Raw genomic sequence first — 26,406 nt, forward strand, 5'->3', positions numbered from 1 at the left:
ACATCAATACTGAAAATTAGTAGAATAAGTTTGATAATAGAATGGAGGAGATGATAAAATTGAAGAAGAGGAAAGTTTTCTCGTGGCTTATTGTAATCGTTTTTATTGTATCTTTAATACAAATGCCTATTTTTACAAGTGCTTCACTTGAAAATGAATCGGTTTTTATTAAGATTCGTTATAGTAGAGAAGATTCTAACTATGATGGATGGAATCTTTGGGTTTGGGAGGAAGATAAAGAGGGTAAAAGAGTAGACTTTATTGGTGATGACAGTGAGGGGAAGTTTGCTGTGGTCGAAACTAGTAAAGATGCAGGAAAGTTAGGATTTATCATTAGGAAAAGTGTTCAAGGAAATGATTGGGCAGAAAAAGTATTCAATGATGATAAGTATGTGGAATTAAATAAAGGCGATACAGAAGTTGTGGTAAATCAGAATGGTTCAGAACCGACATTATCAGAAAGGAAGATCAAATCAGATTTTGATAAGGTTACAGTAAACCTTAATTATTTCAGATTTGATGGTAAATATACTGATTGGGATGTATGGGGGTGGCTTGGAAGTAATGCTGGACAAGGTTATCCTTTTGTTGAGAGTAATTTTGGAAGAGTAAGTTCAATGTCTTATGACAATGTAGGTGCTGATGATAAGATAGGCTTTATTATAAGAAAATCAGATTGGTCTCAAAAGGATTGGGAGTCAGATAGATTTATAAATAAGGTTTATGCTAACAACGATGGATTAATTAATGCATATGTTGTTCAAGGAGAAGGTACTGTATATTACTCAGAAAAGGATGTAGTAAAGGACCCTAAAATAACATTTGCAAAAATTGACACTTTAAAAGATATAACTTTTAAGACTAACTTTAAGTTACCTTCAAAAGATATATTAAATAAAGTTACCTTAACAAAGGATAATAATAATCTTGAAATTGAAAGCGTAACAGTAAATGATAATTTAATGGAAGGTGCTATTAAGGTAAGAGAAAACTTAGATCTAAATTCTAAATATCAATTATCAATAGAAGGGTTTAATGGTAAGGAAGTTTCATTAGGAAAGATATATGATAGTGAAGAATTTGCAGAACTTTATACTTATTCGGGTACTTTAGGAGCTAATTATTCTAAGGATAAAACAAGGTTTGTATTATGGGCACCAACGGCAACAGAAGTTAAGCTTGCTTTGTATGGTAAGAGTGGAAGTAACTATACAAATAGTGCTGAAGAAGTACTAGCTATGACTAAAGGTGAAAATGGAATATGGTATATTGAAAAAGCTGGAGATTTAAATGGTTTGTATTATAACTATTTAGTAACAATAGATGGGAAGGTGAATGAGGTTACTGACCCATATGCTAAAGCTGTAGGGGTAAATGGTAACAGAGGAATGGTTATTGACTTAGCATCAACAAATCCTGAAGGATGGGAAAATGATACTAAGCCAGAATTAGTGGATCCTACAGACTCTATTATTTATGAAATGCATATAAGAGATTTTTCAATAGATGAGAACTCAGGTGTTACTTTAGAGTATAAGGGAAAATATAATGGAGTATGGCAATCAGGTACAACTATTCCAGGAAGTGATGTAAAAACTGGTGTTGATCACTTAAAGGAATTGGGAGTTACAACAGTTCATATTCTTCCAACATTTGACCATAGATCAATAGATGAAACAAAATTAGATACAAAACAATATAACTGGGGATATGATCCTCAAAACTATAATGTGCCTGAAGGTTCTTATTCTTCAGATCCATATGCTGGTGAAATAAGAATTAAAGAATTCAAGGAAATGGTTCAAGAATTGCATAAGTCAGGAATTAGAGTGGTTATGGATGTGGTTTATAATCATACAGGTGCTACTTTAGATTCTAATTTAAACCTAGCAGTTCCTGATTACTACTATAGACAAAATTCACAAGGTGGTTTCTCTAATGGATCAGGTTGTGGTAATGAAACAGCTTCAGAACGTTCAATGGTTAGAAAGCTAATTGTTGATTCAGTTGTATACTGGGCTAAAGAGTATCATATAGATGGATTTAGATTTGACTTAATGGGATTACATGATATAGACACTATGAAAGAAATTCGCACGGAACTTGATAAGATAGATCGAACTATACTTATCTATGGAGAGGGGTGGACAGGAGGAGATTCACCATTATCTTCTGAAGATGCAGCAATTAAAGCTAATACAACTAAATATGGAAACATGCAAATTGCTGCTTTTAGTGATGATATAAGAGATGGTATAAAAGGGCATGTATTTTCAGCTACTGCACCTGCTTTTGTAAATGGTGGCGAAGGTTTTGAAGAGACTATTAAGTTTGGTATAGTGGCAGCTACTGAGAACTCACAAGTAGATTATAGTAAGGTTGCCAATGGAACTAAGGCATGGGCTAATCAACCATATCAAACAATTAACTATGCTTCAGCTCATGATAACTTAACTCTATGGGACAAACTTCAAACTACTAATCCTAATGCATCAGAAGAAGAAGTGCTATTAATGAACAAGATGTCAGCTGCAATAGTATATACATCACAAGGTATTCCTTTTATGCAAGCAGGAGAAGAGTTTGCTAGAACGAAGATTAATCCAGATGGAAGCTTTAATGAAAATAGCTATAACGCTCCAGATAGTGTTAACAAAATAGATTGGAAAAGAAAGGTTGAATATAGTGATTTAAATAATTACTATAAAGGATTAATCTCTCTTAGAAAGTCACATAAGTCCTTTAGAATGAACACTACTGAAGATATTCAAAATAATCTTAAGTTTATAGATGTAGAAGACAAGAATTTAGTTGCTTATACATTAGATGGAACAAATGTAGGAGATTCTTGGGACAATATAGCAGTAGTATTTAATGCAAATAATGAAGCGAAGGAAGTAACTTTACCTGGTGAAGATTGGGTTGTAGTAGTGGATCAAAATAATGCTGGTATAGAGAAATTAGCAACTATTGAGGGCTCAAAGGTTACAATTCCAGCTCAAACTTCTTATGTCTTAGTTGATAAGTCAAGCTTTGATGAAGGAGAAATTGATAATGGTGAGGACTCTGATAAACCATCAGAGGATACTGATAATAATAAGGTAGAAGGTAATAATAGTAGTAACCCAAGCAAGACCGGTGATGAAACTAGCGTCTTACCAATTGTAATTATATTATTAGTTTCTGGTTTAGCAGTAGGCGTATTTGCTAAGAAGAAACGATCATTAAGTAAGTAATTTTCATAAAATGTACCCCTTTATATATGTGGGCTGTGTCAGATTTCTGATACAGTCCGTTTTTTTATTATAAAAAAGGGTTTAACAGAATAAAAATATAATAAAATGTTTATTAAAGGATTTGTTATGTTTATTGTTATTAATAAGAAAAGAATTATAATATTTGTTTTAATTTTTATATGTATATTAGGAACTGTATTCTATAAGTTTAGTAGAGAAGATAATACTCTTGTGGCTGGGGGAGTTTTGTTTAGAGGTGAAAAAGTTAAATATTACGAAGAAGAAGTAATTAGTATGAGTGATTATGAGAAATATTTTAGACCTTCAAATATTCCTATTTTAAATACATCTAGTGAAGCAGAAGAGTTATTAAACCAATATAGTGGAAATAGTAAAAAAGTAGTTATTCCAGACAATTATTTAATTACTCCTAATAAGACTATAATCAATTATTTTTCAGTACTAAGGGAAGCTGCAAATGTTGAGAGGGATAAGTGGGCTGGTTGTGGTACTATAGGCAGGTGGAGAGAGCCTTATAGAATAGCATATGAATTCTTTACAAAAGAATACAAGGAAAGGGTTAACTTTAAAGCTTATGAAAATTCCTTTTTAAATCTTCTGCACATAAATCTAATTAAGTTTAGAATTATTAATAATACAGAAAATGAAATGAAGTATTTCTTTGAAATAGAGACAATACAAGGATCAAAAGAGAATATTGCAAACTTTGTATATTATTATGGCTTTATAAATCTTTCTAATGAAAATGGTGTATATAAAATTAAAGATATAACTATATCACCAGAGGAATATCTTTGTGCACCATATCATGGGTGGAGCTATGATGGTAAATCTAAAGTTGAAATTGAATATGGTGATTGGTGTAAGCTTATTAAGGAATTTTATGAGGTAAACACTGAAGGATATGTGAAAAATATCTATTTTAAGGGAACAGATAATAAAGACTATAGAATTGAGTTCTACATTTTGACTAATGATTATGATATAGAGGTAGCTCAATACATTAAAGAGGATGGAAAATGGAAGAGTATAAAATTAGATCCAAATAAATGTTTAAAGGAAGAGTAAAGTACTCTTCTTTTCTAGTTTAAGAGAAGTATTTATGATAAAATATCCTATTGGAGGTGAGGAGTAATGAATATTAAAGTTGTTAGAGATAATGTTATGAAGTTTAGTTCTAGCTTTAGTAGAGAAGGGGCAACTTCCATACTTAAAGCTAAAGGAGTAAAAGATCTTAAGGGTAAGAAAATAGAAAATATTTATCATATATATGGGAAAATAAATAGCGAAAATAAGGATTACAACACGCATATTAAAGTTGATATGAAAACTAATAAGGTATTAGATACAAAATGCTCCTGTGATACCTTCATAGAAAATAGAAGACATATTAGAAACTATGTTTGCAAACATATTATAGCTACTAATCTAGCCTTTTATCTTGTTGGAAAATCTAAAGCATCAAATATAAATAAAAGAAGTGAAGAAGTTGTAAATAAGAGAAAATTAAAGTTACATATATCAATAAAATGTAGCATGTTAAATGAGATTAATACATATAAATGTGAATTTAGAATAGGAGAATCAACTACTAATTTAATTACATCACTTAAAGATTTCTTGGAAAAGGATACAATTATATTTAATGATCTATTTACATACCACTCTAGAAGAGACTTTTTTAGTGAAGAGGATACAAAAATAATAGAATTTTTAAAAAGTCATAAGGAAAAAATTAGTGACAGATTCTTAAATTTGAAAGGAAAAGATTTAAGAGAGTTCCTTTCGTTATTAAATGAAAGAAAAATAAGTTTTAATTATGATTTTATAACCTATGAATCTAAAGTGAAAAAGGAGAATGTTCCTCTTTCTCTTACAATAAGAGCTGATAAGGATAGTTTTATATTAAGATCACAAAAGAAGTTTCCTATTTTATTATCTAATACTGGAGATGTTATGTTCTATGATAGGGATATTTACCTTCCCCGTAAGAAAGCTATGGAAACCTATCTTCCTTATCATAAATTATTTATAAAAAATAACGAGATAAACTATGAGAAGAACTTAAAGGCTTTAAATAATCTTCTTTCAGACTTAAAGAGCATTACAAAGAATGTTGTGCTAGATGATGGAACAAGAGGGTTCTTAAGAGATATCTTTAAACCTACATTTAGAATATACAAAGTTGGAAAAGAAATTTACTGCAATGTAAAGATTGATTACTGTGGTTATATTATAGATTTAATTAAAGATAAAAATGATAAAAGCTTTTTAAGGGATTTTAAGAAGGAAAACTTAATAGATATAAAATTAGAAAAGGTAGGATTTATAAAAAGAGAAAGAGATTATTTTTATATAGGTAATGGAGAGTTTGACCTTTTAACAACAGGTGTTAAGTTATTAAGACCTATAGGAAAAGTTCAGTTTTCAAAAGAATTTGAAGATATTCAAATATTAGATAGTAGCTTTATTAATTCATCCATAGTAGAATTTGATAACTTTTATAGATTAAACTATGAAGTTGGTGATTTTACAGTTGAGGAATTAAGTAGTGCTATTGCATTTATGAAAAAAGGTGAAAGATTTTTCGAAAGTAAGGATAGATATCTAGATTTAGAAGACCCAGGAGTTTGTGAGTTTTTAAATTTAATTGGAGAATTATCAGAAGATAAATTAAGCCTTGAAATAGATATAGATAAGAACAAAAGCTTATATCTTCAAGAAAAACTTAGAGTATTAGATTTTATTAAAGGTGGGGATGTTCTCCAAAAAATTGTTCAAAAGCTAGTTAATAATGACTTTAAAAGGTCAGTTACCCCAAAATCCTTTAATGGAATCTTAAGAAAATATCAAAAAGAAGGATTTAAGTGGTTAAATGAACTTTCAGAATTAGGCTTTGGAGGAATATTAGCAGATGATATGGGCCTTGGAAAAACAATTCAGGTAATAACTTTTGTCCTTTCTAAAAGGAGTAAAAAAACCTTAATTATAACTCCAACCTCTGTTTTATATAATTGGAAGGATGAATTTGAAAGGTTTGCTCCTAATGTAAGGGTTGGTTTAGTTCATGGAACAAAAGCTCAAAGAGATAGGATGTTAAGTGAAATTAAAAAGTATGATGTGCTTATAACAACCTATGGAACCCTAAAGAATGATGAAAATGAATATGAAAAACTACAGTTTGATTATTGCATTATCGATGAAGGACAAAATATTAAAAATCCAACTTCAAAAACTACACTTTCTGTAAAGAAAATAAACTCAAAATGTAACTTTGCCCTAACAGGAACTCCAATTGAAAACAACTTAATGGAGCTTTGGTCAATATTTGATTTTGTAATGCCAGGTTTCTTATTTACAAAAGAAAGATTTAAGGGGAAGTTTATACAAAATAAAAATACAGAGGAACTTAAGTCTTTAATTACTCCATTTATCTTAAGAAGGGTAAAAGAGGATGTATTAGATGAGTTGCCAGAAAAGATTGAAAAAAAGTACTTGGTAGATATGACAACAAAGCAGAAGTCTATTTATAAGTCTTACGTAAAGGAGATAAAGGAAAAGCTGAAGTCGTCAAAGGGTAACACTAATATGCTTACTTTTATTACAAAGCTTAGAGAGGTGTGCTTGGATCCATCCCTAATAATGGATGATTACAATGGTGGAAGTGGAAAGATAAATGCATTAATGGAGCTACTGGATAATTATATTGCTGGAAATAAAAAGATATTAGTATTTTCTCAATTTACTTCAGCTCTTAAAAATATAGAAAAAAACTTAGAGGAAGTTGGAATAAACTATATATACTTAGATGGAAGTATAGGCAGCAAAGAAAGGGGAGAGCTTGTCAAAAAGTTTAATGAAGACCCTTTAATAAGTGTATTTTTAATATCCTTAAAAGCTGGTGGTGTAGGATTAAACTTAACATCAGCAAGTGTTGTTATTCATTTTGATCCATGGTGGAACCCAGCTATTGAAAATCAAGCTACAGATAGAGCCCATAGGTTTGGCCAAAAAAATGTGGTAGAGGTAATTAAGCTTATTTCTAAAGATACCATAGAGGAAAAGATTCTATTATTACAAGAAGATAAGAAGGAACTTATAGAAAGCTTAATGGATGAGAAAGAAATGGATGGTAAGAAGTTTAAGAGACTAAGTGAAGATGAAATATTAAATTTGTTAGGATAAATAAAGTAAAGGATGTCCTGGAATGTTACCAGGGCATTAATTATATACTGTATTTATCACCATTATAGCAATAATTATTATCAATAAAAATGAATGACTTAGAGTCTTCATTCCAGCTAATAAAGTTCTGGCGCTTAACCTCAGAAATAAAATTCAAATTGTCTTTTTCTATATTATAAATATATAATTTAAGGTTAGTTGAACTATCATTATTATTTCTATTACATCCTAATATAAAAAGAGAATTAAAAATAATAAATATAGCTAATAATTTGCTTTTCATACTAGTCCCTCTTTAATTATTTATTATATTTTCACATAATATAATAAATATGTAAATGTATGTGCGATAAATAATAGTCTTTAATGAGAGGAAGGTTAGAAATTACTGTTGCCAAAATAAAGATTATCTAATATACTAATACAAGATAGATTTCAAATGAAACGAGGGAAGTTTGTGAGTGTTTAGTATCAAAAAATAGTATATTTTAATATTAATTCTTAAAGATAGGGCGATAAAAGCCTTTATTTGTTATGGAATTAATTAAACTATTTTAAGATACAAGTCCACGAACTTACTTTAGGGTAGTATTATATCTACCTTATTAAAGTTGAATTTTTAAGCTGTGGAGGTATCCATAGCTTTTTTTATTTATATTTAATATTGAAATCTGTCAAAGGGTTCGTTGACTTAAATAGAGTTAAGGAAGGTTTAAGAAATGGATAAAATATCATTAGATAAATTAAATTATTATGATTTAAAGGAAATAGTAAAATCTTATTGTGTTAGTGGTTTGGGTAAAACATTAATAGATAAATTAGAACCAAGTTCAAACCTTAAGGTTGTAAATAGAAGATTAGATGAAACTTCAGAGGGAAGAAAGCTTTTAGATGTTTCTTATCATCTACCCCTTGAAGGAATACACAATATATTTCCTCTTATAGATAAAATGGATAAGGGAGGAGTTCTAGAACCGTCAGATTTAACAATGGTTTCAGATTTTTTAAGAGGATGCAGAAAAGTAAAAATGTTCTTAAAGGACAAGGAAAGATATGCCCCTACTTTATGTTCTTACGCAGAAAATATAAGTGATTTATCTTATATAGAAGAAGAAATAAATATATCTATAAGAGGTTCTGTAGTTGATTCAAATGCATCTAAAGATCTAAAGAAGATAAGAAAACAAATTGATACTTGTGAAGGAAAAATAAAAGAAAAGCTAGATAAATTTTTAAGAAATAGTAGCAATAAGGAATGTATTCAAGAGTTTTTTATAAGTCAAAGAAATGGAAGATATACAATTCCAATTAAAGCTGCCTATAAAAATAAAGTTGCAGGTTCAATAGTTGAGGTATCATCAAAAGGAACAACAGTCTTTATGGAGCCAGATATAGTGTCAAAGTTTACTTCAGAGCTTAATGTATTACAAGCTGAAGAAAGTATGGAGGTTTATAAGATACTAGCCATATTAACTGAGATGATATACCAAAGAATAAAGGATTTAAAAATTAATGTAGAAGTAATATCAGAGTATGATATGATTTGGGCTAAAGCAAAATATAGCTTAGACATTCAGGGGATTAAACCTAAGATTAATGATTATGGATATACAAAAATTTTAAAAGGAAGATATCCATTAATAAAAAACGGAGTTCCATTAGATTTTGAAATAGGTAAAGATTATAGAACTTTAATAATAACAGGACCTAATGCTGGAGGAAAAACAGTAGTTTTAAAGACATTAGGAATGTTAACTTTAGCTGTTCAATCAGGTTTTCATATTGGAGCTAAGGAGGGAACGGAAATAAGTATATTCCAAGATGTATTTGTTGATATTGGTGATAATCAAAGTGTTGAAAATGCATTAAGTACTTTTTCATCCCATGTACAAAATTTAGCTAGAATAATAAAGGAATCAGGAAAGTCTACACTTTTATTATTTGATGAAATAGGAAGTGGTACAGAACCTAATGAAGGTGCAGCTTTAGCTATAGCAATTTTAGAGGAGCTATATCACAAGGGTTGTATAACAGTTGCTACGACACATTATGGAGAAATTAAAGATTACTCACATAACCATCCAGACTTTGAAAATGCAGCTATGGAGTTTAAGAAGGAAACCTTAGAACCTTTATATAAGCTAACCATTGGAAAAACAGGAGATAGTAATGCTCTTTATATATCTAAAAAGATGGGGATTTCTGATTCTATTATAGAAAGAACTAGAACATACATTGAGAATAAAGACTATAATTATGCGACTATTAAAGAAAGCAAAAAGAAGAAGGTTAAAGAGGTAGAAAGTGAAGAAAAGTATTATGATTTCTCTGTTGGAGATAAGGTGCTTCTTTTAGATAAGAATGATTCTGCAATTATATACAAAGGCAGAGATGAATTTAATAATGTTGTAGTACTTTATGATAAAGAATTTATTGAGGTTAATTATAAAAGAGTTAAAATAGAATTAAAAGCAGAGGAGCTTTATCCAGAAGGATATGACTTAAATCAATTATTTGTAAGTTATAAGGATAGAAAGCTTGAAAGGGATATTGAAAGAGGATCAAAGAAAGCTTTAAAGAAGTTAAGAAAAGAAGGATTATAATAAAAAGCTGCTGATATTATTTCAGCAGCTTTTACTTTTTAGATGTAATATTAGCAAGCTCAGCTAGTATTATTTCAATAAATACGAAGAATATAACTTGGTCATCTAAGAACTTTGATCCTGATTGTTTAGATATAAGAGGCAATCTTATTATAGAATCACATTCTTTAGAAATGATGCTTTTTGGATTCATAGTAATTAACACTAGTGTACATCCTGTGTCACTCAAGCTTTTAGCACATTCTATATAAGGAGAAGTATTTCCTGTAATTGAGAAGATAATACATAAATCACCTTTCTTAAGTAAAGTTATAGCATCTCTCATAAGTACAGAATCAGTAATGGCTTCAGCATCAATTCCAATCTTAGAAAGTCTCATTCTAAGCTGATTTGCAGAAAGTCCTGTTCTATTTATTCCAAGTATTTTTACTCTATTAGAAGAATTTATCTTTTCTGCTAGGGCATGAACCTCCTCTAGTGTGATAGATGTATTAATTTTGCTTATGTATTCTATATAATTAGAAGTTATTGCATTGATAGAGGTTTCATTTTTATCTTTAATATTGTTTTGATTATTAGAAACTAAGTACCTAGACATATCAAATTTAAATTCTGAAAATCCATCATACCCAATCTTTTGACAAAGCCTTATAACTGCACTTTTCGATGTATTTGCTTTTTCAGCTATTTGTATAATAGAAAATTGTACTATATCCATAGGATTTTTCTTTATATATTCCATTATTTCTATTTCTGATTTTGTAAGGTTATTTTTGTTTAATTCTAATCTTTCAATAGGTCCCATATATACACCTCCAATAAAAGTATAACATAATATATAAATTATTTAAATTGGACAAAAGTCCAAAAAAAGATGAAAAAATAATTGGACTTTTGTCCAATATGTATTGAAACATTTTTAAATTTGTTTTATAATTAATTTATAAATTAAAACCGGTTTTATTATAGCAACATGTAAATGTATACAAGGTATAAATGGAGGAATTATAATGGAAAAGTTTACGTCTTTGATTGAAAAGTTTTTAATGCCATTAGCATCAAAATTATCTAGTAACAAATACTTAAAAGCAATTAGCAACGGATTTGGAATATTATTACCTGTGATTATGGTAGGTGCTATATTTACATTATTAGCCAACTTACAAATTGGTCCATATCAAAGTTTTGTACAAGCTACTCATTTAAAAGAAATTTTCTCATTTGCTCCAGCAGTAACAACAGATTTATTAGCAATATACGCAGTATTTTTAATAGCAAAAGCTCTTTCAGAGAACTTTGAGTTAGAAGAAAAGGATTGTACAATATCAGCAATTATAGCTTTATTATCATTTTTAATTTTAATACCTATGGGTGTTATGGGAACAGAAGGAGAAGTTACTGTAACAATAGCTGCAGCTATTGGAACTAAGTGGTTAGGTGCAGCTGGTTTATTCTCAGCTATGGTGGTAGGGTTGATTGTACCAACAATTTATAAGTTTATAAAGGATAAAAATATCGGAATTAAAATGCCAGATAGTGTTCCGCCAACTATTTCAAAATCATTTTCGGCCTTGTTACCAGCTTTTATAATAGCTTTTTTATTCTGTATAGTTAGATATTTATTTACCTTAACTACTTATGGAAGTGCAAATCAATTTATATATTCAATGTTACAAAAACCACTAACAGGGTTAGGAGCTAGTCCATTTACATTTGTATTGTTTATAATTCTTTGTTCACTATTATGGTTCTTTGGATTACATGGTGGAATGATTGTAATGCCATTCTTAACAATGTTATATGCTAGTGCAGGACTTGAAAATTTACAAGCATACGCAGCAGGAACAGAAATGCCAAACGTAATAACTAAAGCTTGGTGGCCAGCTTATGCTTCCTTAGGTGGCGCAGGAGGTACACTTGGATTATGTATTATAATGGTCTTATTTGCTAAAAGTAAACGTTATAAAGCCCTTGGTGGTTTGGCATTACCTTCAGGATTATGTGGAATTAATGAACCAATAACTTTTGGTTTACCAGTTGTATTAAACACAATTATAATTATTCCAGTTATCTTGGCACCAGTAATTACTTTTGGAATAGCTTATTTTGTAACTAATATAGGTTTGGTTCCAATACTAAATGGCGCAGAAATTCCTCTTGGAACACCAGTAATTTTCTCGGGGTGGATGACTGGAGGATTAAGAGCAGCAATATTACAAGTTATTTTAGTAATTGTACAAATGTTAATATACTTCCCATTCTTTAAAGTGTTAGATAATCAAGCTGTAAAAGAAGAGATGGAAGAAGTAGTAGAATAAAAGTAGTATAAGGAGAAACAGTATGGAAAAGCAAAATATTATAATGTTCGTAGCAGATCAGATGAGAAGTGATTCACTTCATCATTTAGGAAATAAAGCATCAATTACACCCAATTTAGATCAAATTGTAAATGAAGGTGTATCTTTTGAAAATGCATACTGTCAAAATCCAGTATGTGTACCTTCAAGGTGTAGCTTCTTAACAGGTCTTTATCCTCATACAACAGGACACAGAACTATGCATTATCTACAAAGGGAGGATGAGCCTAATATATTAAAAACAATGAAACAAAATGGTTATGATGTTGTATGGATAGGAAGAAATGATGTTGTTCCTGCAACTAGAGCAAAAACTGAATATTGTGATGAGTTCTATGATGGAAATTCAGATGAAAATCTTAGGGATGCAGAAGGTGTTAGTTTTATGCCTAAAAAAAGTGGTTCACGTAAGGAACAAGATATAACAGATGATAATTTTTATTCATTTTATATTGGAAAGTTAGAAGATAGTAATGGGTATGGTAGTGTAGATTGGAAATGTGTTGAACTTGCTTTAAAAACTATTGAAAGAAAAGCAAAAGAGAAGAATGGAAAACCTCTTTTCTTATATTGTACAATTTCATTTCCACATCCCCCTTATGGATGTGAAGAGCCATGGTACTCAAGTATAGATAGAAATAATCTTCCTGAAAGAAGACCTAACATCTCAACTATAGAAGGAAAAGCAAGTATGCTTTATGGAATAAACTCAAGGCAAAACCTTAATGGTTGGACAGAGGAGAGATTTAATGAACTAAGGGCTACATACCTAGCAATGGTTTCAAGATTTGACCATCAATTTGGTATGATAGTAGATAAGTTAAAAGAGACTAATCAATATGATAACTCAAATATATTTGTATTTAGTGATCATGGAGACTACACAGGTGATTATACAATAACAGAAAAAGTTCAAAACTGTTTTGAGGATCCAATATCAAATGTTCCGTTATTAATAAAACCAGCAAAGAATATTGGGGTTAAGCCAAGGGTATCAAATGCACTAGTTGAATTATTAGATATTCCAGCAACAATAGCCGATATGGCTGGGATAGAGTTAGACTACACTCAATTTGGTAAGTCTCTAATGAATTGTTTAAATGGTGACGAATCACATAAGGATGCAGTTTTCTGTGAAGGCGGAAGAATTCATGGTGAAGAACAAGCTATGGAAAAAGGACATGGACCTCAATCACCATATTGGCCAAGGTTAAGTTGTCAAGGTAGCGAAGGCCCAGAACATACCAAAGCTTGTATGATTAGGATGGGTGATGTAAAATATATAATGCGTCTTTATGAAAAAGATGAGTTATATAATTTGAAGGATGACCCAATGGAGATTAATAACCTTATTGATAATCCTGAATATAAGGAAACCGTTTTAAATATGAAAGAACGATTGCTTAAGTTTTACATGGAAACATCTGATTTTGTGCCTAATAAGAGAGATTTAAGATAAGTTTACAGTATATACTTAAAAATTCAGTGAAGAGTCAATAGGGAGAGTATTTAGTATAGTACTGATATTATCAGTACTATACAGTTTAGGAGGAAACATATGAGGAGAAATCTAAGTGTTATGGTTAAGCCATCATCAAGTAAGTGTAACTTAAAGTGTAAATACTGTTTCTATAATTCTATAGCTGATGAAAGAGAAGTTAGTGATTATGGATTTTTAAGTGAAGAAGCTCTTGAAGTAGTAGTTAATAGAATTGATGAATATTGTGATGGAGGATTTTGTAACATGGGCTTCCAAGGTGGAGAGCCTATGCTAATTGGATTGGATTTTTATAAAAAGCTTGTAGAGCTTACAAGTAGTAAAAAAACTAAATTTAATTTTATGATTCAAACAAATGGTACTTTAATAACAGAAGAGTTTGCTAAGTTCTTTTATGATAATAAATTCTTAGTTGGTATATCATTAGATGGGAATAAAGATATGCATGATTTAAATAGGGTCAATCATAGCCAAAATGGCAGTTTTAAGGAAGTTATGAAAGGAATATCCTTATTAAAAAAATATAATGTTAATTTTAATATTTTGGTAGTAGTTACGCGTGCATTAAGTAAGAAAATTGAAAGTTGTTACAAGTTTTTAAGAGAAAATGATTTTAACTATATTCAATTCATTCCATTTATAGAAGCCTTAGAGGATTGCAATAATAACAATTTGAATTTTCATATAACATCTAAACAATATGAAGATTATATTAAGAAGCTTTTTGATATGTGGTATGAAGATGTATCAAAAGGAAAAATGGTAAGCATAAGATACTTTGATAATATACTTGGTTTATTTTTGGGACAAGACTACGAGGCTTGTGATATGAGAGGAATATGCTCTTGTCAGCATATAATTGAAGGAGATGGAAGGGTATATCCTTGTGATTTTTATACATATGAAAAATATAGTATTGGAAATATATTTGATGAAAGTTTTGATAATATGCATGAAAAGGAGATAACAAGAAACTTTATAATTGAATCTGTTTCTAAAGATAAAAAGTGTGAGACATGTAAGTATAGAGCTCTTTGCAGAGGGGGATGTAAGAGGTATAGAGCAACTACTAAGGACAATAGATATATGTTCTGTGAAGCTAACTATAAATTCTTTGAGTATTCTTATGATAGATTTAGAGAACTAGCAATAAAGATAAGTAATAGAAGATAAAATATATGAGTTGGACTAAATTAGGTAAGTTAGTCCAACTTTATTTTTATTTGTAAAAATTTCTATTAAATATATGGGATCCTAGATATAAAAGATCAGGGGAAAGAACTATGAGTTTAGCTCAAACTATAGACATACCTCCAACTTTATTAGACTTCTTTAATGTTAGTGTAGATATGGATATGGATGGCAAAAGCTTAACACCTATTATAAAGGAAGATAAGGATATAAGGGAAACAGCTCTATTTGGTGTTCATGGCGGCCATGTAAATATAACAGATGGTGAATATGTTTATATGAAGAGCTCTGCTACTAATGAAAATGTACCATTATATGAATATACACTAATGCCTACTAGAATGAGAGGATATATGAGTGATGTATTGAACGAGGATATTGAGATAGTTAATATAGGAAGATTAAGCAATAATATGAAAGTGTTAAAAGTACAAGGAAAAACTTATGTATCACCTTATAAATTTGGAGACTTATTATTTAACGTTAAGGAAGATGTAGAGCAGAATAATAATCTCGCTAGTAATAAAGAAATTGTAAATAAATATAAGGAATTGATGATAAGGGAAATGGTAAAGGTAGGAGCACCAGAAGAACAATATATAAGACTAGGATTAGATAATAATGAGCTTAATACTATTTAGTGTTAGTTTGATTTCATCGCTAATTGGAGCTATAAGTGGAATAGGTGGAGGTCCTCTTAATATTGCTGTATTTCTTCTTATCTATGAGTGCTAAGGAGGCTGCAATAAGTTTCATATTTATAATACTATTTTCTCAGGTTACAAGTTTATCAAGTACAGTTATAACAGGAAGCATACCAGAGTTTGCTCATATGCACTTGGTGTTAATGTGTATAGGTGGAATTGGAGGAGCCTTATTAGGAAGTAGACTATCAAAGGAAATGGATGATGATAAAATAGAAAAGTTTTTTTGATTGTACTCTTTATATTAAGTTTTATAAATATAATTAATATAGTTAAATTCCTTTAAAAGAAATCGCTTAGCGGTTTCTTTTTTGTTAGTTACTGTTCTGTAATATAAATTTCAACCTTATGTAAGTTAAACATAATTAAAATTGGTATAATTAAAATGAGAGGTGAAATTATGAAAAGAAGATTATCTGTTATTTTGATACTTCTAACCTTTAGCTTAATAGCTATCTCTTGTGGAAATATGGTTAAAACTTCAAGCGGAGAAAAGGGTTCAGAAATTGAAAAAAGTAATGATATTGTTATAAGTATAAAGGAACAAAAAGAGAAAGACTTAACCTTATCTATAGAAAATAAAACTAATAATGAGTACGTTTATGGTTATGAATTTTATTTAGAGCAAGAGAATGATGGTAAGTGGAATAATATTCCTTTTATAAAGGACGTAGCTTTTATAGAAATTGGGATTATATTAAAACCAATGGATATTAATAACGAAAATATTAAGCTAGCAACATACTTTGGAAAATTGGAGAAGGGAAAGTATAGAATAATAAAAGAGTTTTATAAAGATGAAGAAAAGAAAAAGGTATTTGTAGAGTTTTCTTTATAAATTATAAAAAGTCTCAGGAATATAATTTCACTGAGACTTTTTTTTATTGTGTAAAAGATTCAAAATGAATTCTATCTTCTGGAACACCAAGTTCTGATAAAGATTTTTTTAAACTATTCATAAATGGAGGTGGTCCACAAAAGTAGAAGTCACCATTTAAAGGTGTATTTTTTTCAAGCCATTCCTTTGTTACATACCCTGTTTCCATATAGTCTATTCCTTTTATATCGGATTTTAAAGGATCAGAATAAAAAACAAAGTTTTTAAGGCCGTTTATATCAGCGAAATAATCTATATCATTTTTAAAAGGATGTACAGAAGAGTTTATAACTGCTTGAATAAATGTGATATTTTTTCCCTTAAGCGCTTCATAGTAAAGCATAGAAATTAGGGGGGTAATCCCTATACCACCAGATATAAATACTAGTGGAGTTTCAGTAGAATTTTCCTTTAAAGTAAATAGGCCAGTTGGAATCATAGCTTCAATTGAATCACCTATATTTAGTGAATCATGTAGATAGCTACTTATAAGGCCACCATCTACTTTTTTAACACTAATTCTATAAACATCCTCATTAGGAATCATAGATAAGCTGTATGTACGTATAATGTCTTTATATTTAGGATTATCAGTTTTTATTCTAATCGGAAGAAACTGACCTGCTATATGTCTTACTAATTTAGCACCATCTTTTGCTTTAAAATAAAAAGATTTAATTCCTTCACATTCTTTAGTTACATCAATTAGAACAAGCTCTCTAAATCCTGACCATTTTCCGTTTGTTAAAGTCATAAGTATCACTTCTTTCTAAAAGTTTATCTTATAATTATTATTAGTATATATTGCAAAAATAACAATTAAGATTTTGTAAATTATTAATTAATATTAAAAGTCAATCATTTTTATAGTTATTCTTAAATAAATTATAGAATATATAAGATGTTAAATCTTAATATAATTATATGAAGATGGAGGGATGAAAGTGGCACGTTTTACATTACCAAGAGATATATATCATGGTGAGGGGGCTTTAGAAGTTTTAAAGACCTTAAAAGGTAAAAAAGCATTTATAGTGGTAGGTGGAGGATCGATGAAAAGGTTTGGTTTTCTACAGAAGGCAGAAGATTATTTAAAAGAAGCTGGTATGGAAGTAGAGATGTATGAAGGAGTAGAACCAGATCCATCAGTAGAGACAGTTATGAAGGGTGCAGAAGCTATGAGAAAGTTTGAACCTGATTGGATTGTTTCAATGGGGGGAGGTTCAGCTATAGATGCTGCCAAGGCTATGTGGATTTTCTATGAATATCCTGATTTTACTTTTGAAGAAGCTATTGTACCTTTTGGGTTACCTGAACTTAGACAAAAAGCAAAATTTGTTGCAATACCATCTACTAGTGGTACAGCAACAGAAGTTACAGCTTTTTCTGTTATAACAAATTATACTGAAAAAATAAAATATCCACTTGCAGATTTTAATATAACTCCTGATATTGCTATAGTTGACCCCAATTTAGCACAAACTATGCCTAAAAAATTAGTAGCACATACAGGAATGGATGCATTAACTCATGCTATTGAAGCGTATACTGCATCACTTAAGTCTAACTTTTCTGATCCATTAGCTATGAAAGCTATAGAAATGGTTAGAGATAATTTAGTTAAGTCTTATGAAGGAGATGAAAAAGCTAGGAGTTTAATGCATGATGCTCAATGCCTAGCTGGTATGGCATTTTCAAATGCATTATTAGGAATTGTACATTCAATGGCTCATAAGGTAGGCGCAGTATTTCATATACCTCATGGATGTGCAAATGCAATATTCTTACCATATGTAATTCAATATAATAGAAAGAACTGTGAAGATAGATATGGTGATATATCAAAAATGTTAAATCTAGAAGGAAATACAAATGGTGAACTGACTGATTCATTAATAAAAATGATTGATGATATGAATGATAAGTTAGCTATTCCTCATACTATGAAGGAATATGGAATAGATGAATGTGATTTTAATGATAACTTAAAGTTTATATCTCATAATGCAGTACTTGATGCATGTACAGGATCTAATCCAAGAGAAATTGATGATGAGACTATGGAAAAATTATTTAAATGTACTTATTATGGAGACAAGGTAGAATTTTAAGAAATTTAAGAAGCTCGTAGATAATACGGGTTTCTTTTTATTTTTACAAGGATAATATTATTAGATAATGAATTGAAAGCTTTGGATGTTTTACTTTTCGCTATTTACATAAGATGGAATTAAATATATCATTTAAGTATAGAATAAAAGTAGTAATGATATGAAGAATATTATAATTTGGTTTTTAGCTAATTGTGTAATAACTTACTTTGTGAATAATATTGTGTTAACAGTCTTAATTTCATTTTTTACATTCCCATTTCTTTTTGAAAATTTTATTAAACAAATTAAGAGATATAGAAATAAGGAGATTAAATTAAACATATTGCTAAACATTGGAGCTAATTATGTTGGTAGAAGTATAATTGAATTTATTATAATTAATATTGGAATAAACCTTGTTAACAGTGCTTATTACATGTATGTTAATAATAATGCTTATGAAATTTCAAGTCTTATATTCGAAATCATATTGGGAATAATAATGATAATTGGTGGATTACAGTTAATAAGAGATAAGATAAATAAAGAAAAATTTAAAAATAGAACTTCTATGTAAATCCATAGAAGCTCTATTTTGTGATTATTTTATGATAATTCATAAAAGGTAAGGGTTCTGAAGATAAGTTTGTGGGAAGAACTTATCTTCTAAAGGTAATTAGTACTAAAGGTACTATAATCATTATAGGACAAGTAGAAAAAATAGTAAGTATGCAAAATTAATAATTTAGTGTTTATATTTAATATGTTTTACTTTAATGTATTTATGTGGGAAAAAATCCTCTCTCCTTTTAAAAGGAGAGAGGATTTTCTTTATTATAAAAGGCAAGAGATATTAAATAAGCGTTATATATAGTATATACTATCACTATTTATATTATTTTGTTACAATAAAATATCTTATTTTTATATACTTTACTGTAATATGGGGATATAATATATAATCTAAATAGGTTATAGGAGGAAATACAAATGATAAATAAGATAGGTAAAATAACAATATACGTAAATGACCAAGGAGAAGCTAAGGAGTTTTGGACTAAGAAAATGAACTTTGTAGTAAAAGGTGAATATCCAATGGGACCTAATATGACTTGGTTAGAAGTAGGTCCAAGTGAAGATGAGTTTACAACATTCGTACTATATAATAAACCTTTAATGGAAAAGCAAAATCCAAATACATACACTGGTCATCCATCAATTCTTTTAAGTACAACTGATATTGATAAGACTTACGAAAAGTTAAAGAATAATGGAGTAGATGTTACAGACATAATGAAAATGCCATATGGAAGCATGTTTACTTTTAAAGATCAAGATGGAAATCCTTATATTATAAGAGAAGATAAATAAATAGTTAGAGACCTTATTTAATAGGGTCTCTTCTATATTTTCCATGCCTTTAGTGCGAGTTTGGTGGATATTTGTTTTAATGTGACTTGGAGCCCAGCGACGGAACAAACAAAATAAATATCCACCAAACCTTTTTAATAAGATTTAGTTGATTGGAAATACATAAAAGTCTATAATTGTATTATACTGGGTGAGAGGTGTAGAAATGAGTGAAAAGGAGTTTTTTAATTCTATTGCAGAAGAATGGGACAAGATTACAAAAGTAAATGAAGAAAAGATAAATTTTCTTCTATCAAGAATACATATACAAGAAGGAGATAAAGTTCTCGATATTGGAACAGGGACAGGAGTATTAATTCCATTTATAAGAGGATTTAATAAAATGGGGGAAATTAATGCCTTAGATGTTTCAGAAGGTATGTTATGTAAAGCAAAAGAGAAATATAGTAATCTTCCTAATATTAAATTTACTTTAGTAGACGTAGAAGAGGAAAAAGTGGAAGGAGAATATAATAAAATAATTCTTTATTCTATGTTTCCACACTTAAAAAGAAGAGAGGATACTATAAAAAAGTTGGTAACTGAAAACCTATGTGAGAATGGTAAGTTGATAATTGCTCATTCAAGTAGTAGAGAATTTTTAAATAACATGCACAGCAGAAAAGATGAGAGGGTAAAAAAGGATAGATTAATAGAAGTTAATAAGCAAAGAAATCTCTTTGAAGAGATTGGACTAAATGTCGATGAAGCCTTTGAAGATGAAAATGTTTATTACTTGATTATTAATAGATAACAAAAGGGGGAGAATTTATGAAGAGTAAAAAGATTGTACTATCTGGATTATTCATTGCACTAGGAGTTGTTGTTCCAATGATATTTCACACAGTGAATTTAGCAGGACCAATATTTTTGCCAATGCATATTCCGGTACTATTAGCAGGTTTTCTTCTTGGACCAGTTTATGGAGGAATAGTAGGAATCATTTGTCCTGTTATTAGTGGACTAGCCACAGGAATGCCACCACTAATGCCTAATATGCCCATTATGGCTTTTGAGCTTTGTGGTTATGGAATATTAACTGGTTTTCTATATAATAAGACTAGAATGTTATATCCATCACTTATAGGTGCGATGATAGGCGGAAGAATTTTTGCTATTGTAGGAGCTTTTGTAGTATCTATTACAGTAGCACCAGCTGTTCATCCATTAATGTTTGTAGTTGGTGGTCTGGGTAAGGCGATTCCAGGAATGATTGTTCAACTAATTGCAATACCACTTTTAATGGAATTAATAAATAGAAGTGAAGTGGCTCAGAATTTATTACAATAGAAAGGAAGGGAAAGCTATCAAAAAATAATAGCTTTCCTTTTAGTATGAGTGGGGTGGATATTTGTTTTTTATGTAACTTGAAGCGTATCAACGGAACAAGCAAAATAAATATCCACTCCACCTTTTTCAAATCTAAAAATGACTGTCTATTTCGTTTTTTCTAATTCTTTTTATTTCTTTCTCTCTAAGACCTGTACAACTTTTGATTTCATCATAAGTTGCCCCATCAATTAGCATTTCTTTTGCTCTATTATAAGCAGAATGTATATCCATATTAAATACCTCCTTTATAATAAGATACAATATTATTTTTACTCAATAGCTTGTTTTTATTCTTTATAACTATAGCGAATTTTAACAAAAAATGTATTTTAAAATTTAAAAGTATGGTGTAATAAAAGTATAATTAAATATCAAACCAATATATCAAGAGTTAGGGTAGAGATTTAGTTCAGTGACCCTATACCAACCTGTTTTTATAGCAAGGTGGTTCAGCTAAAAGTCGATAAGGAGGTGAATTTATGGTTGGTTAATGTCTTCTTATCTTAAAGGTAAGAAGATTTTTTTATCTAAAATAAAAATTAGAGGAAAAATTTAATATGAATGCAAATGGTATTGCTAGAGGATATATGATAAGAAATATGGATGATTTTAGATTCTTAGTACATGTAATAGAATGCTTAGATAGAGAATTTGAGAAAGAAGTAACTTTTAAAGATTTAGGATTTGAAAATTATATAGTAGGTATTGATGGATATGAGGTAAAGCTTTCAAAGGAAATAATTTGTACTCATAAGAATGGGTATAGATTGGATAAGTATATTTTAGAAGAAGCAGAGAAAAAAGGGCTCTTCTTCGACAGATATAGAAGTGGATATATAAAATATTGCTTTGGATTATTTTAAATCTATAAATTTGTATAATATTTAAAATGAATAGTTAAATTTTTAAAGGAAAAATGGAAAGTTAATAGAACTTTTTATTGATAATGAAATTTTTTCAAGTAAATCTAATGGAGAGTGTGATTTTATTTTAATTCATAGGGATTATGGAGTAATGATTTTAGAAGTAAAAGGTGGAATAATTAGCCCCATTAATAATGAATGGTCAAGTGTATCAGGAAACAATATAAAAAGATATATACAAGATCCAGAGAAGCAAGCAAATTCTGCAAAATACAATTTAATGACTAGGTTTAGAAGAAGTTGAATTAGTCCATATGTAACAATAGCAGTTTGCTTTCCAGACTTCATAACAGAGAATTGCTCTCTTCCTTTAAGTATGCCAAAAGAGATAATTCTTGATATGACTTCATTTCAAAAGGTTGAAGAATAGATAATAAATATATTTAGATTTAGAGCAGGTAAAGAAGGATTTATTATAAAAAAACTAACAGATTCTGAATACAACAAGGTATTGTATATTCTAAATCCTAAGGTAGATATAAAGATGCCCTTACTAAGATTAAACAACAAGCTTAACATGAAATTTATGAGGTTAAATGATGAGCAAAATTTATGCTTTGAACAACTAGATGAAAATAAATTTATTTCAGTAAAAGGACATGCTAATACTGGTAAAACTGTTCTAGTAATTTTGATTGTTGACATTGAATCATTAACTAGAAAACAGGCAACTAGTTTCAAGAAGGAGATTAAGGAAAAGCTTTTATAAGTTAATAAAGTAGCTGGTGAATGATCACTGGCTATTTTTAAAAATTTTAAAATGCAACAAGTTAAAAAGATAAGTTCTTAAGTTGTTAAGAACTTAAGAAGATAACAAGTTAAGAAGAAAAGAACTTAAGAAGTTATAGTAATAATACGGGTTAGAGCGTGTTATATTAAAATTAAGATATAAGAAGATAGCCTGAATTATAGACTATCTTCTTATGTGTTAAACTCTAGTTTTTATAACTTCAATCTTATAACCATCAGGGTCAGTAACGAAGTAGTAGTAAGGCTCTTCCCCAGGCAATCCTTTTAAAGGAGTTACTTCGTATCCTAATTGTTCATGGTTATTTCTCATTTCTTCTATATTCTCAGTTCCTATAGCAATATGGCTAAAGCCATTACCAAGGTCATAAGGTTTTTCAGGATCATAGTTATAAGTAAGTTCTATTTCATAAGAATTTTCTTTATCTGATAAATAAACTAAAGTAAATTTGTAATCAGGAAAATCCTTTCTTCTCGTCTCAACTATTTTTAAAGCATTCTTATAGAACTTAAGTGATTCTTCTAAATTCATAACTCTAATGCAAGTGTGTAACATTTTAACTTTCATTCTAGCACCTTCAAAATTTCCTGGTAATTATAGAATGTTTTTGTTAGTGATGTAGATATTTTTACTCCGATTATTATAAAAAGTGAGCTATAATGTATTTTATAGTTATAATGTTTTAGGAAAGAGGTGTTATTATGAAAGAAACAATAGAGAGAATAAGAAAGTTCAGAGAAGATAGAGAATGGGATCAGTTTCACACTCCAGCTAATTTATCAAAAGCAATTTCAATAGAAGCAAACGAATTATTAGAAAACTTTTTGTGGGATGAAGAAAGTTATAATCTTCAAGCTGTTAAGGAAGAACTTGCAGATGTGCTAGTTTATTGCGTACATATGGCAGATGCTCTAGATGTAAATATTGAAGAAATCATAAATATGAAAATGGATAAGAATGAAAAAAAGTATCCAGTAGAAAAGGCAAAAGGAAATGCTAAAAAGTATACTGAGTTGTAGAATAAGTATTTAGGTAATAGATTTATATCTGTTACCTTTTTTATTCTTGAGGAAATTTAATTTCCTCAAAAAATGTATTAACAGTATTTAACACGTAAGTGATATAATAAAACTATATTTTTATAAATGGTTAAGCTTTTATCTGGCAAGTAAAAGATTATAAAAATTATTGGATACAAGTGAACACTATTTATATAAGCAAAAAGTAAAAAAAGGAGGGTTATTATGAGTAAATTTCAAGTGCTTTACCAAACTACAAATACTATTTTAAAGGTTAATGCTGATACAAATGATAAATTCATAGTTAGAGCAGGGGCAATGGTTTCTATGGATGATGTTTTTGACATGAAGTTAAAATCAGGTGGGGGTAAAAAAGCCATTGGAAGAATGTTTGCAGGACAAAGTACATTCCTTCAAGAATATACTGCTAATTCACAGGGGGAATTACTACTTTCACCAACATTTTTGGGAGATATTCAATTATTTGAAATGGATGGTAGTAGAAATTATAGGTTAGGACAAAATGCTTTCTTAGCTAGCTATGGTAATATTGAGTTAAAAACAAAAGGTGCTGGTGGAAAGGGTATATTTTCTGGAGAAGGGCTATTCCAAGTTGAAGCTATTGGTGCAGGAACATTGGCTTTATGTTCTTTTGGAGCAATTCACAAGAAGACATTGAATCCTGGAGAAAGATATATAGTTGATACTAATCACTTGGTTTTATGGGAAAGTTCTTTAAATTACAAAGTTGAAATGATTTCTAATGGACTTACATCTTTAGTTAGTGGTGAGGGATATATATGCAAGTTTGAAGGTCCTGGGGAAGTATGGATTCAAACTAAGAATCCTTCATATTTAGTATCACCAGGCTCATAAAATTAAATAGGTTAATAGTAAATAGATATAGAAGTTTATTCTATATCTATTTTTGTATGTGTAACAAAAATATCAAGATTCAAATTAATAAAATTAATATATTAAAACTAAATATTAAAATAATTAATATATAAATTAATTATTTTAATATTTGTTGTTGACATTTTGTAAGCGTAGGAATATATTATAAACATAAGGAGTGATAGATGGTGTTTAAAGCGATAACTGTTTGTCCTGTATGTGGTAAGAAACTAAGGATAACTAGATTAAAATGTTCAGATTGTAAAACTACTATAGAAAATGAGTTTGAATTTTCAAAGTTTGATTATTTATCAAAGGATCAATTAAAGTTTATTGAGGTTTTCATAATGTGTAGAGGAAGCATTAAGGATGTGGAGAAGGAACTTGGTATTTCTTATCCAACAGTAAGAGCCAAGCTTGATGAAGTTATATCTGCATTGGGTTATAAAAGAAATAGTAAACCTATAAAGTCATCAACTAGTGATGTAATAGAGGCATTAGAGAAGGGTGAAATTTCACCACAAGAAGCAATAGAAAGAATGAAAGAAGATTAAGGAGGTCTGAGAATGAGAGCGGATTTATTAAAGGTACTTACAATGGTGTCAGAAGGTAAGTTAGAGGTTGAAAAGGGTGCAGACTTAATTGAGGCAATGTACAAAAAAGAGGATAAATCAATAGAGAATGTGAATTATGATAGGAGAATGTTTAAGGTTAGGGTTGATTCATCTGCTGGTGATAATGTAAAAGTTAATCTTCCTGTGGCAGTTATTACTTCGATTTTAAAGGCTACTGGCAAGCTTCCAATTAAAGTAGATGAAATGGAAGGTATAGATTTAGAGGTGATGACAGGTGCCATTATTAGTTCACTTGATAATGAGATGTTAGGTGAAATAGTAACGGTAGATTCAGCAAATGGTGATAAAGTTAGAGTAGTAATCGAGTAGGTGTGAAATGAAGATAAGGGTTAGGACTAATGAAAGAAGGTTTACAATTTATATTCCTAATTTCTTACTTACAAGTGGAGTTAAAATAGCTAATTTTGTGAGTAAATCTTTAGTAGAGAACAATGTAAGTAAAGATGGCATGGATAAAGTAAATGAATATATGAATGCCTTGGATATGGATTTCATTTTAGTTGCAATGAAAGAGCTAAAGAAATACAAGGGATTAGAAATAGTTAATGTTAAAGCAAATGATGGGACGGAAGTTCTTATAAAAATGTAGTGTTTTAATTTAGAAATAATAAAACACCTAGTACTTAGAAGTATTAGGTGTCTTTTTTGAGTATTCAGTAGCCATAGTTAGGTACTGT

Annotated in this window: 28 protein-coding genes; 23 read left to right on the forward strand and 5 right to left on the reverse strand. The window is 29.4% G+C overall.

What is annotated here, in order from left to right:
• The first annotated feature begins 50 nt into the window (after window positions 1-50).
• From pulA to G594_RS0106190, 3 genes are all read left to right on the forward strand, one after another.
• Window positions 51-3,236 (forward strand): type I pullulanase, encoded by a 3,186-nt coding sequence (gene pulA, locus G594_RS19865; RefSeq protein ID WP_081663585.1) that lies wholly within the window; start codon window positions 51-53, stop codon window positions 3,234-3,236.
• Window positions 3,237-3,341: 105 nt separating this feature from the next.
• Window positions 3,342-4,325, forward strand: a complete 984-nt coding sequence (locus G594_RS18460) for a hypothetical protein (protein ID WP_027097787.1) — start codon at window positions 3,342-3,344, stop codon at window positions 4,323-4,325.
• Between the two features lie 66 nt (window positions 4,326-4,391).
• On the forward strand, window positions 4,392-7,442 hold the full coding sequence (locus G594_RS0106190; protein ID WP_027097788.1) for a DEAD/DEAH box helicase: 3,051 nt from the start codon (window positions 4,392-4,394) through the stop codon (window positions 7,440-7,442).
• Window positions 7,443-7,482: 40 nt separating this feature from the next.
• Here G594_RS0106190 and G594_RS0106195 read toward each other — a convergent pair whose 3' ends face one another.
• Window positions 7,483-7,725 carry a hypothetical protein gene (locus G594_RS0106195; protein ID WP_027097789.1) on the reverse strand — a complete coding sequence of 81 codons (243 nt, stop codon included), beginning with the start codon at window positions 7,723-7,725 and terminating at the stop codon, window positions 7,483-7,485.
• A 436-nt stretch (window positions 7,726-8,161) separates the two neighbouring features.
• Here G594_RS0106195 and G594_RS0106200 point away from each other — a divergent pair, with 436 nt between their 5' ends.
• Window positions 8,162-10,045: an endonuclease MutS2 gene (locus G594_RS0106200; protein ID WP_027097790.1), complete on the forward strand. Its 1,884-nt coding sequence runs from the start codon at window positions 8,162-8,164 to the stop codon at window positions 10,043-10,045.
• A gap of 31 nt (window positions 10,046-10,076) precedes the next feature.
• Here the strand turns inward: G594_RS0106200 and G594_RS0106205 are convergent, their stop codons facing one another.
• Window positions 10,077-10,850, reverse strand: coding sequence for a MurR/RpiR family transcriptional regulator (locus G594_RS0106205; protein ID WP_027097791.1), 774 nt, complete (start codon window positions 10,848-10,850; stop codon window positions 10,077-10,079).
• A gap of 205 nt (window positions 10,851-11,055) precedes the next feature.
• Between G594_RS0106205 and G594_RS0106210 the strand changes: the two genes are divergently transcribed.
• From G594_RS0106210 to G594_RS0106240, 6 genes are all read left to right on the forward strand, one after another.
• On the forward strand, window positions 11,056-12,363 hold the full coding sequence (locus G594_RS0106210) for a PTS sugar transporter subunit IIC (protein WP_027097792.1): 1,308 nt from the start codon (window positions 11,056-11,058) through the stop codon (window positions 12,361-12,363).
• 22 nt (window positions 12,364-12,385) lie between these two features.
• The gene (locus G594_RS0106215) at window positions 12,386-13,861 is read left to right on the forward strand and encodes a sulfatase family protein (protein WP_027097793.1); all 1,476 of its coding nucleotides are present in this window, start codon (window positions 12,386-12,388) and stop codon (window positions 13,859-13,861) included.
• 99 nt (window positions 13,862-13,960) lie between these two features.
• Window positions 13,961-15,073, forward strand: a complete 1,113-nt coding sequence (locus G594_RS0106220) for a radical SAM/SPASM domain-containing protein (RefSeq protein ID WP_027097794.1) — start codon at window positions 13,961-13,963, stop codon at window positions 15,071-15,073.
• A 110-nt stretch (window positions 15,074-15,183) separates the two neighbouring features.
• The gene (locus tag G594_RS0106225; protein ID WP_027097795.1) at window positions 15,184-15,732 is read left to right on the forward strand and encodes an alkaline phosphatase family protein; all 549 of its coding nucleotides are present in this window, start codon (window positions 15,184-15,186) and stop codon (window positions 15,730-15,732) included.
• Between the two features lie 83 nt (window positions 15,733-15,815).
• Window positions 15,816-16,025: a hypothetical protein gene (locus G594_RS0106235; RefSeq protein ID WP_027097796.1), complete on the forward strand. Its 210-nt coding sequence runs from the start codon at window positions 15,816-15,818 to the stop codon at window positions 16,023-16,025.
• A gap of 170 nt (window positions 16,026-16,195) precedes the next feature.
• Window positions 16,196-16,633 (forward strand): immunoglobulin-like domain-containing protein, encoded by a 438-nt coding sequence (locus G594_RS0106240; protein ID WP_027097797.1) that lies wholly within the window; start codon window positions 16,196-16,198, stop codon window positions 16,631-16,633.
• 43 nt (window positions 16,634-16,676) lie between these two features.
• On the opposite strand, the gene G594_RS0106245 is transcribed toward G594_RS0106240, so the two are convergent.
• Entirely contained in the window at window positions 16,677-17,426 is a 750-nt protein-coding gene (locus G594_RS0106245) for an FAD-binding oxidoreductase (RefSeq protein WP_034865950.1), read from the reverse strand.
• 190 nt (window positions 17,427-17,616) lie between these two features.
• Here G594_RS0106245 and G594_RS0106250 point away from each other — a divergent pair, with 190 nt between their 5' ends.
• The 5 genes from G594_RS0106250 (at window position 17,617) to G594_RS0106270 (ending at window position 21,465) form a co-directional block, all read left to right on the forward strand.
• Window positions 17,617-18,783: an iron-containing alcohol dehydrogenase gene (locus tag G594_RS0106250; RefSeq protein WP_027097799.1), complete on the forward strand. Its 1,167-nt coding sequence runs from the start codon at window positions 17,617-17,619 to the stop codon at window positions 18,781-18,783.
• 325 nt (window positions 18,784-19,108) lie between these two features.
• Entirely contained in the window at window positions 19,109-19,342 is a 234-nt protein-coding gene (locus tag G594_RS20065; RefSeq protein ID WP_155849287.1) for a hypothetical protein, read from the forward strand.
• A gap of 413 nt (window positions 19,343-19,755) precedes the next feature.
• Entirely contained in the window at window positions 19,756-20,136 is a 381-nt protein-coding gene (locus tag G594_RS0106260; protein WP_027097801.1) for a VOC family protein, read from the forward strand.
• A 205-nt stretch (window positions 20,137-20,341) separates the two neighbouring features.
• Window positions 20,342-20,929 carry a class I SAM-dependent methyltransferase gene (locus tag G594_RS18465; RefSeq protein WP_051195920.1) on the forward strand — a complete coding sequence of 196 codons (588 nt, stop codon included), beginning with the start codon at window positions 20,342-20,344 and terminating at the stop codon, window positions 20,927-20,929.
• Between the two features lie 17 nt (window positions 20,930-20,946).
• Window positions 20,947-21,465 carry an ECF transporter S component gene (locus tag G594_RS0106270; RefSeq protein ID WP_027097802.1) on the forward strand — a complete coding sequence of 173 codons (519 nt, stop codon included), beginning with the start codon at window positions 20,947-20,949 and terminating at the stop codon, window positions 21,463-21,465.
• 132 nt (window positions 21,466-21,597) lie between these two features.
• On the opposite strand, the gene G594_RS20290 is transcribed toward G594_RS0106270, so the two are convergent.
• On the reverse strand, window positions 21,598-21,738 hold the full coding sequence (locus G594_RS20290; protein WP_165438825.1) for a hypothetical protein: 141 nt from the start codon (window positions 21,736-21,738) through the stop codon (window positions 21,598-21,600).
• Window positions 21,739-22,064: 326 nt separating this feature from the next.
• Here G594_RS20290 and G594_RS0106280 point away from each other — a divergent pair, with 326 nt between their 5' ends.
• The 3 genes from G594_RS0106280 (at window position 22,065) to G594_RS0106290 (ending at window position 23,139) form a co-directional block, all read left to right on the forward strand.
• Window positions 22,065-22,370, forward strand: a complete 306-nt coding sequence (locus tag G594_RS0106280; protein ID WP_027097803.1) for a hypothetical protein — start codon at window positions 22,065-22,067, stop codon at window positions 22,368-22,370.
• Between the two features lie 88 nt (window positions 22,371-22,458).
• Window positions 22,459-22,674, forward strand: a complete 216-nt coding sequence (locus G594_RS20495; protein WP_271815810.1) for an NERD domain-containing protein — start codon at window positions 22,459-22,461, stop codon at window positions 22,672-22,674.
• Between the two features lie 240 nt (window positions 22,675-22,914).
• Complete coding sequence (locus tag G594_RS0106290) at window positions 22,915-23,139, forward strand: hypothetical protein (RefSeq protein WP_027097804.1); 225 nt, start codon at window positions 22,915-22,917, stop codon at window positions 23,137-23,139.
• 219 nt (window positions 23,140-23,358) lie between these two features.
• On the opposite strand, the gene gloA is transcribed toward G594_RS0106290, so the two are convergent.
• Entirely contained in the window at window positions 23,359-23,745 is a 387-nt protein-coding gene (gloA, locus tag G594_RS0106295; RefSeq protein ID WP_027097805.1) for a lactoylglutathione lyase, read from the reverse strand.
• 134 nt (window positions 23,746-23,879) lie between these two features.
• Between gloA and G594_RS0106300 the strand changes: the two genes are divergently transcribed.
• From G594_RS0106300 to G594_RS0106320, 5 genes are all read left to right on the forward strand, one after another.
• Window positions 23,880-24,197, forward strand: a complete 318-nt coding sequence (locus G594_RS0106300; protein ID WP_027097806.1) for a nucleotide pyrophosphohydrolase — start codon at window positions 23,880-23,882, stop codon at window positions 24,195-24,197.
• A gap of 225 nt (window positions 24,198-24,422) precedes the next feature.
• Window positions 24,423-25,073, forward strand: coding sequence for a TIGR00266 family protein (locus G594_RS0106305; protein WP_242829706.1), 651 nt, complete (start codon window positions 24,423-24,425; stop codon window positions 25,071-25,073).
• A gap of 206 nt (window positions 25,074-25,279) precedes the next feature.
• Window positions 25,280-25,648 (forward strand): DUF2089 domain-containing protein, encoded by a 369-nt coding sequence (locus G594_RS0106310; RefSeq protein WP_027097808.1) that lies wholly within the window; start codon window positions 25,280-25,282, stop codon window positions 25,646-25,648.
• Window positions 25,649-25,660: 12 nt separating this feature from the next.
• Entirely contained in the window at window positions 25,661-26,038 is a 378-nt protein-coding gene (locus G594_RS0106315; RefSeq protein WP_027097809.1) for a hypothetical protein, read from the forward strand.
• Between the two features lie 7 nt (window positions 26,039-26,045).
• Window positions 26,046-26,318, forward strand: a complete 273-nt coding sequence (locus G594_RS0106320) for a hypothetical protein (RefSeq protein WP_027097810.1) — start codon at window positions 26,046-26,048, stop codon at window positions 26,316-26,318.
• Window positions 26,319-26,406: the final 88 nt, after the last annotated feature.

This window comes from Clostridium paraputrificum AGR2156 (genome assembly GCF_000424025.1).
Taxonomy (GTDB): Bacteria; Bacillota; Clostridia; order Clostridiales; family Clostridiaceae; genus Clostridium; species Clostridium paraputrificum.

Coding starts and splice junctions, on each gene's coding strand:
- pulA (WP_081663585.1), top strand. CDS start 51: ATGATAAAATTGAAGAAGAGGAAAGTTTTCTCGTGGCTTATTGTAATC.
- G594_RS18460 (WP_027097787.1), top strand. CDS start 3,342: ATGTTTATTAAAGGATTTGTTATGTTTATTGTTATTAATAAGAAAAGA.
- G594_RS0106190 (WP_027097788.1), top strand. CDS start 4,392: ATGAATATTAAAGTTGTTAGAGATAATGTTATGAAGTTTAGTTCTAGC.
- G594_RS0106195 (WP_027097789.1), bottom strand. CDS start 7,725: ATGAAAAGCAAATTATTAGCTATATTTATTATTTTTAATTCTCTTTTT.
- G594_RS0106200 (WP_027097790.1), top strand. CDS start 8,162: ATGGATAAAATATCATTAGATAAATTAAATTATTATGATTTAAAGGAA.
- G594_RS0106205 (WP_027097791.1), bottom strand. CDS start 10,850: ATGGGACCTATTGAAAGATTAGAATTAAACAAAAATAACCTTACAAAA.
- G594_RS0106210 (WP_027097792.1), top strand. CDS start 11,056: ATGGAAAAGTTTACGTCTTTGATTGAAAAGTTTTTAATGCCATTAGCA.
- G594_RS0106215 (WP_027097793.1), top strand. CDS start 12,386: ATGGAAAAGCAAAATATTATAATGTTCGTAGCAGATCAGATGAGAAGT.
- G594_RS0106220 (WP_027097794.1), top strand. CDS start 13,961: ATGAGGAGAAATCTAAGTGTTATGGTTAAGCCATCATCAAGTAAGTGT.
- G594_RS0106225 (WP_027097795.1), top strand. CDS start 15,184: ATGAGTTTAGCTCAAACTATAGACATACCTCCAACTTTATTAGACTTC.
- G594_RS0106235 (WP_027097796.1), top strand. CDS start 15,816: ATGAGTGCTAAGGAGGCTGCAATAAGTTTCATATTTATAATACTATTT.
- G594_RS0106240 (WP_027097797.1), top strand. CDS start 16,196: ATGAAAAGAAGATTATCTGTTATTTTGATACTTCTAACCTTTAGCTTA.
- G594_RS0106245 (WP_034865950.1), bottom strand. CDS start 17,426: ATGACTTTAACAAACGGAAAATGGTCAGGATTTAGAGAGCTTGTTCTA.
- G594_RS0106260 (WP_027097801.1), top strand. CDS start 19,756: ATGATAAATAAGATAGGTAAAATAACAATATACGTAAATGACCAAGGA.
- G594_RS18465 (WP_051195920.1), top strand. CDS start 20,342: ATGAGTGAAAAGGAGTTTTTTAATTCTATTGCAGAAGAATGGGACAAG.
- G594_RS0106270 (WP_027097802.1), top strand. CDS start 20,947: ATGAAGAGTAAAAAGATTGTACTATCTGGATTATTCATTGCACTAGGA.
- G594_RS20290 (WP_165438825.1), bottom strand. CDS start 21,738: ATGGATATACATTCTGCTTATAATAGAGCAAAAGAAATGCTAATTGAT.
- G594_RS0106280 (WP_027097803.1), top strand. CDS start 22,065: ATGAATGCAAATGGTATTGCTAGAGGATATATGATAAGAAATATGGAT.
- G594_RS0106290 (WP_027097804.1), top strand. CDS start 22,915: ATGCCCTTACTAAGATTAAACAACAAGCTTAACATGAAATTTATGAGG.
- gloA (WP_027097805.1), bottom strand. CDS start 23,745: ATGAAAGTTAAAATGTTACACACTTGCATTAGAGTTATGAATTTAGAA.
- G594_RS0106300 (WP_027097806.1), top strand. CDS start 23,880: ATGAAAGAAACAATAGAGAGAATAAGAAAGTTCAGAGAAGATAGAGAA.
- G594_RS0106305 (WP_242829706.1), top strand. CDS start 24,423: ATGAGTAAATTTCAAGTGCTTTACCAAACTACAAATACTATTTTAAAG.
- G594_RS0106310 (WP_027097808.1), top strand. CDS start 25,280: ATGGTGTTTAAAGCGATAACTGTTTGTCCTGTATGTGGTAAGAAACTA.
- G594_RS0106315 (WP_027097809.1), top strand. CDS start 25,661: ATGAGAGCGGATTTATTAAAGGTACTTACAATGGTGTCAGAAGGTAAG.
- G594_RS0106320 (WP_027097810.1), top strand. CDS start 26,046: ATGAAGATAAGGGTTAGGACTAATGAAAGAAGGTTTACAATTTATATT.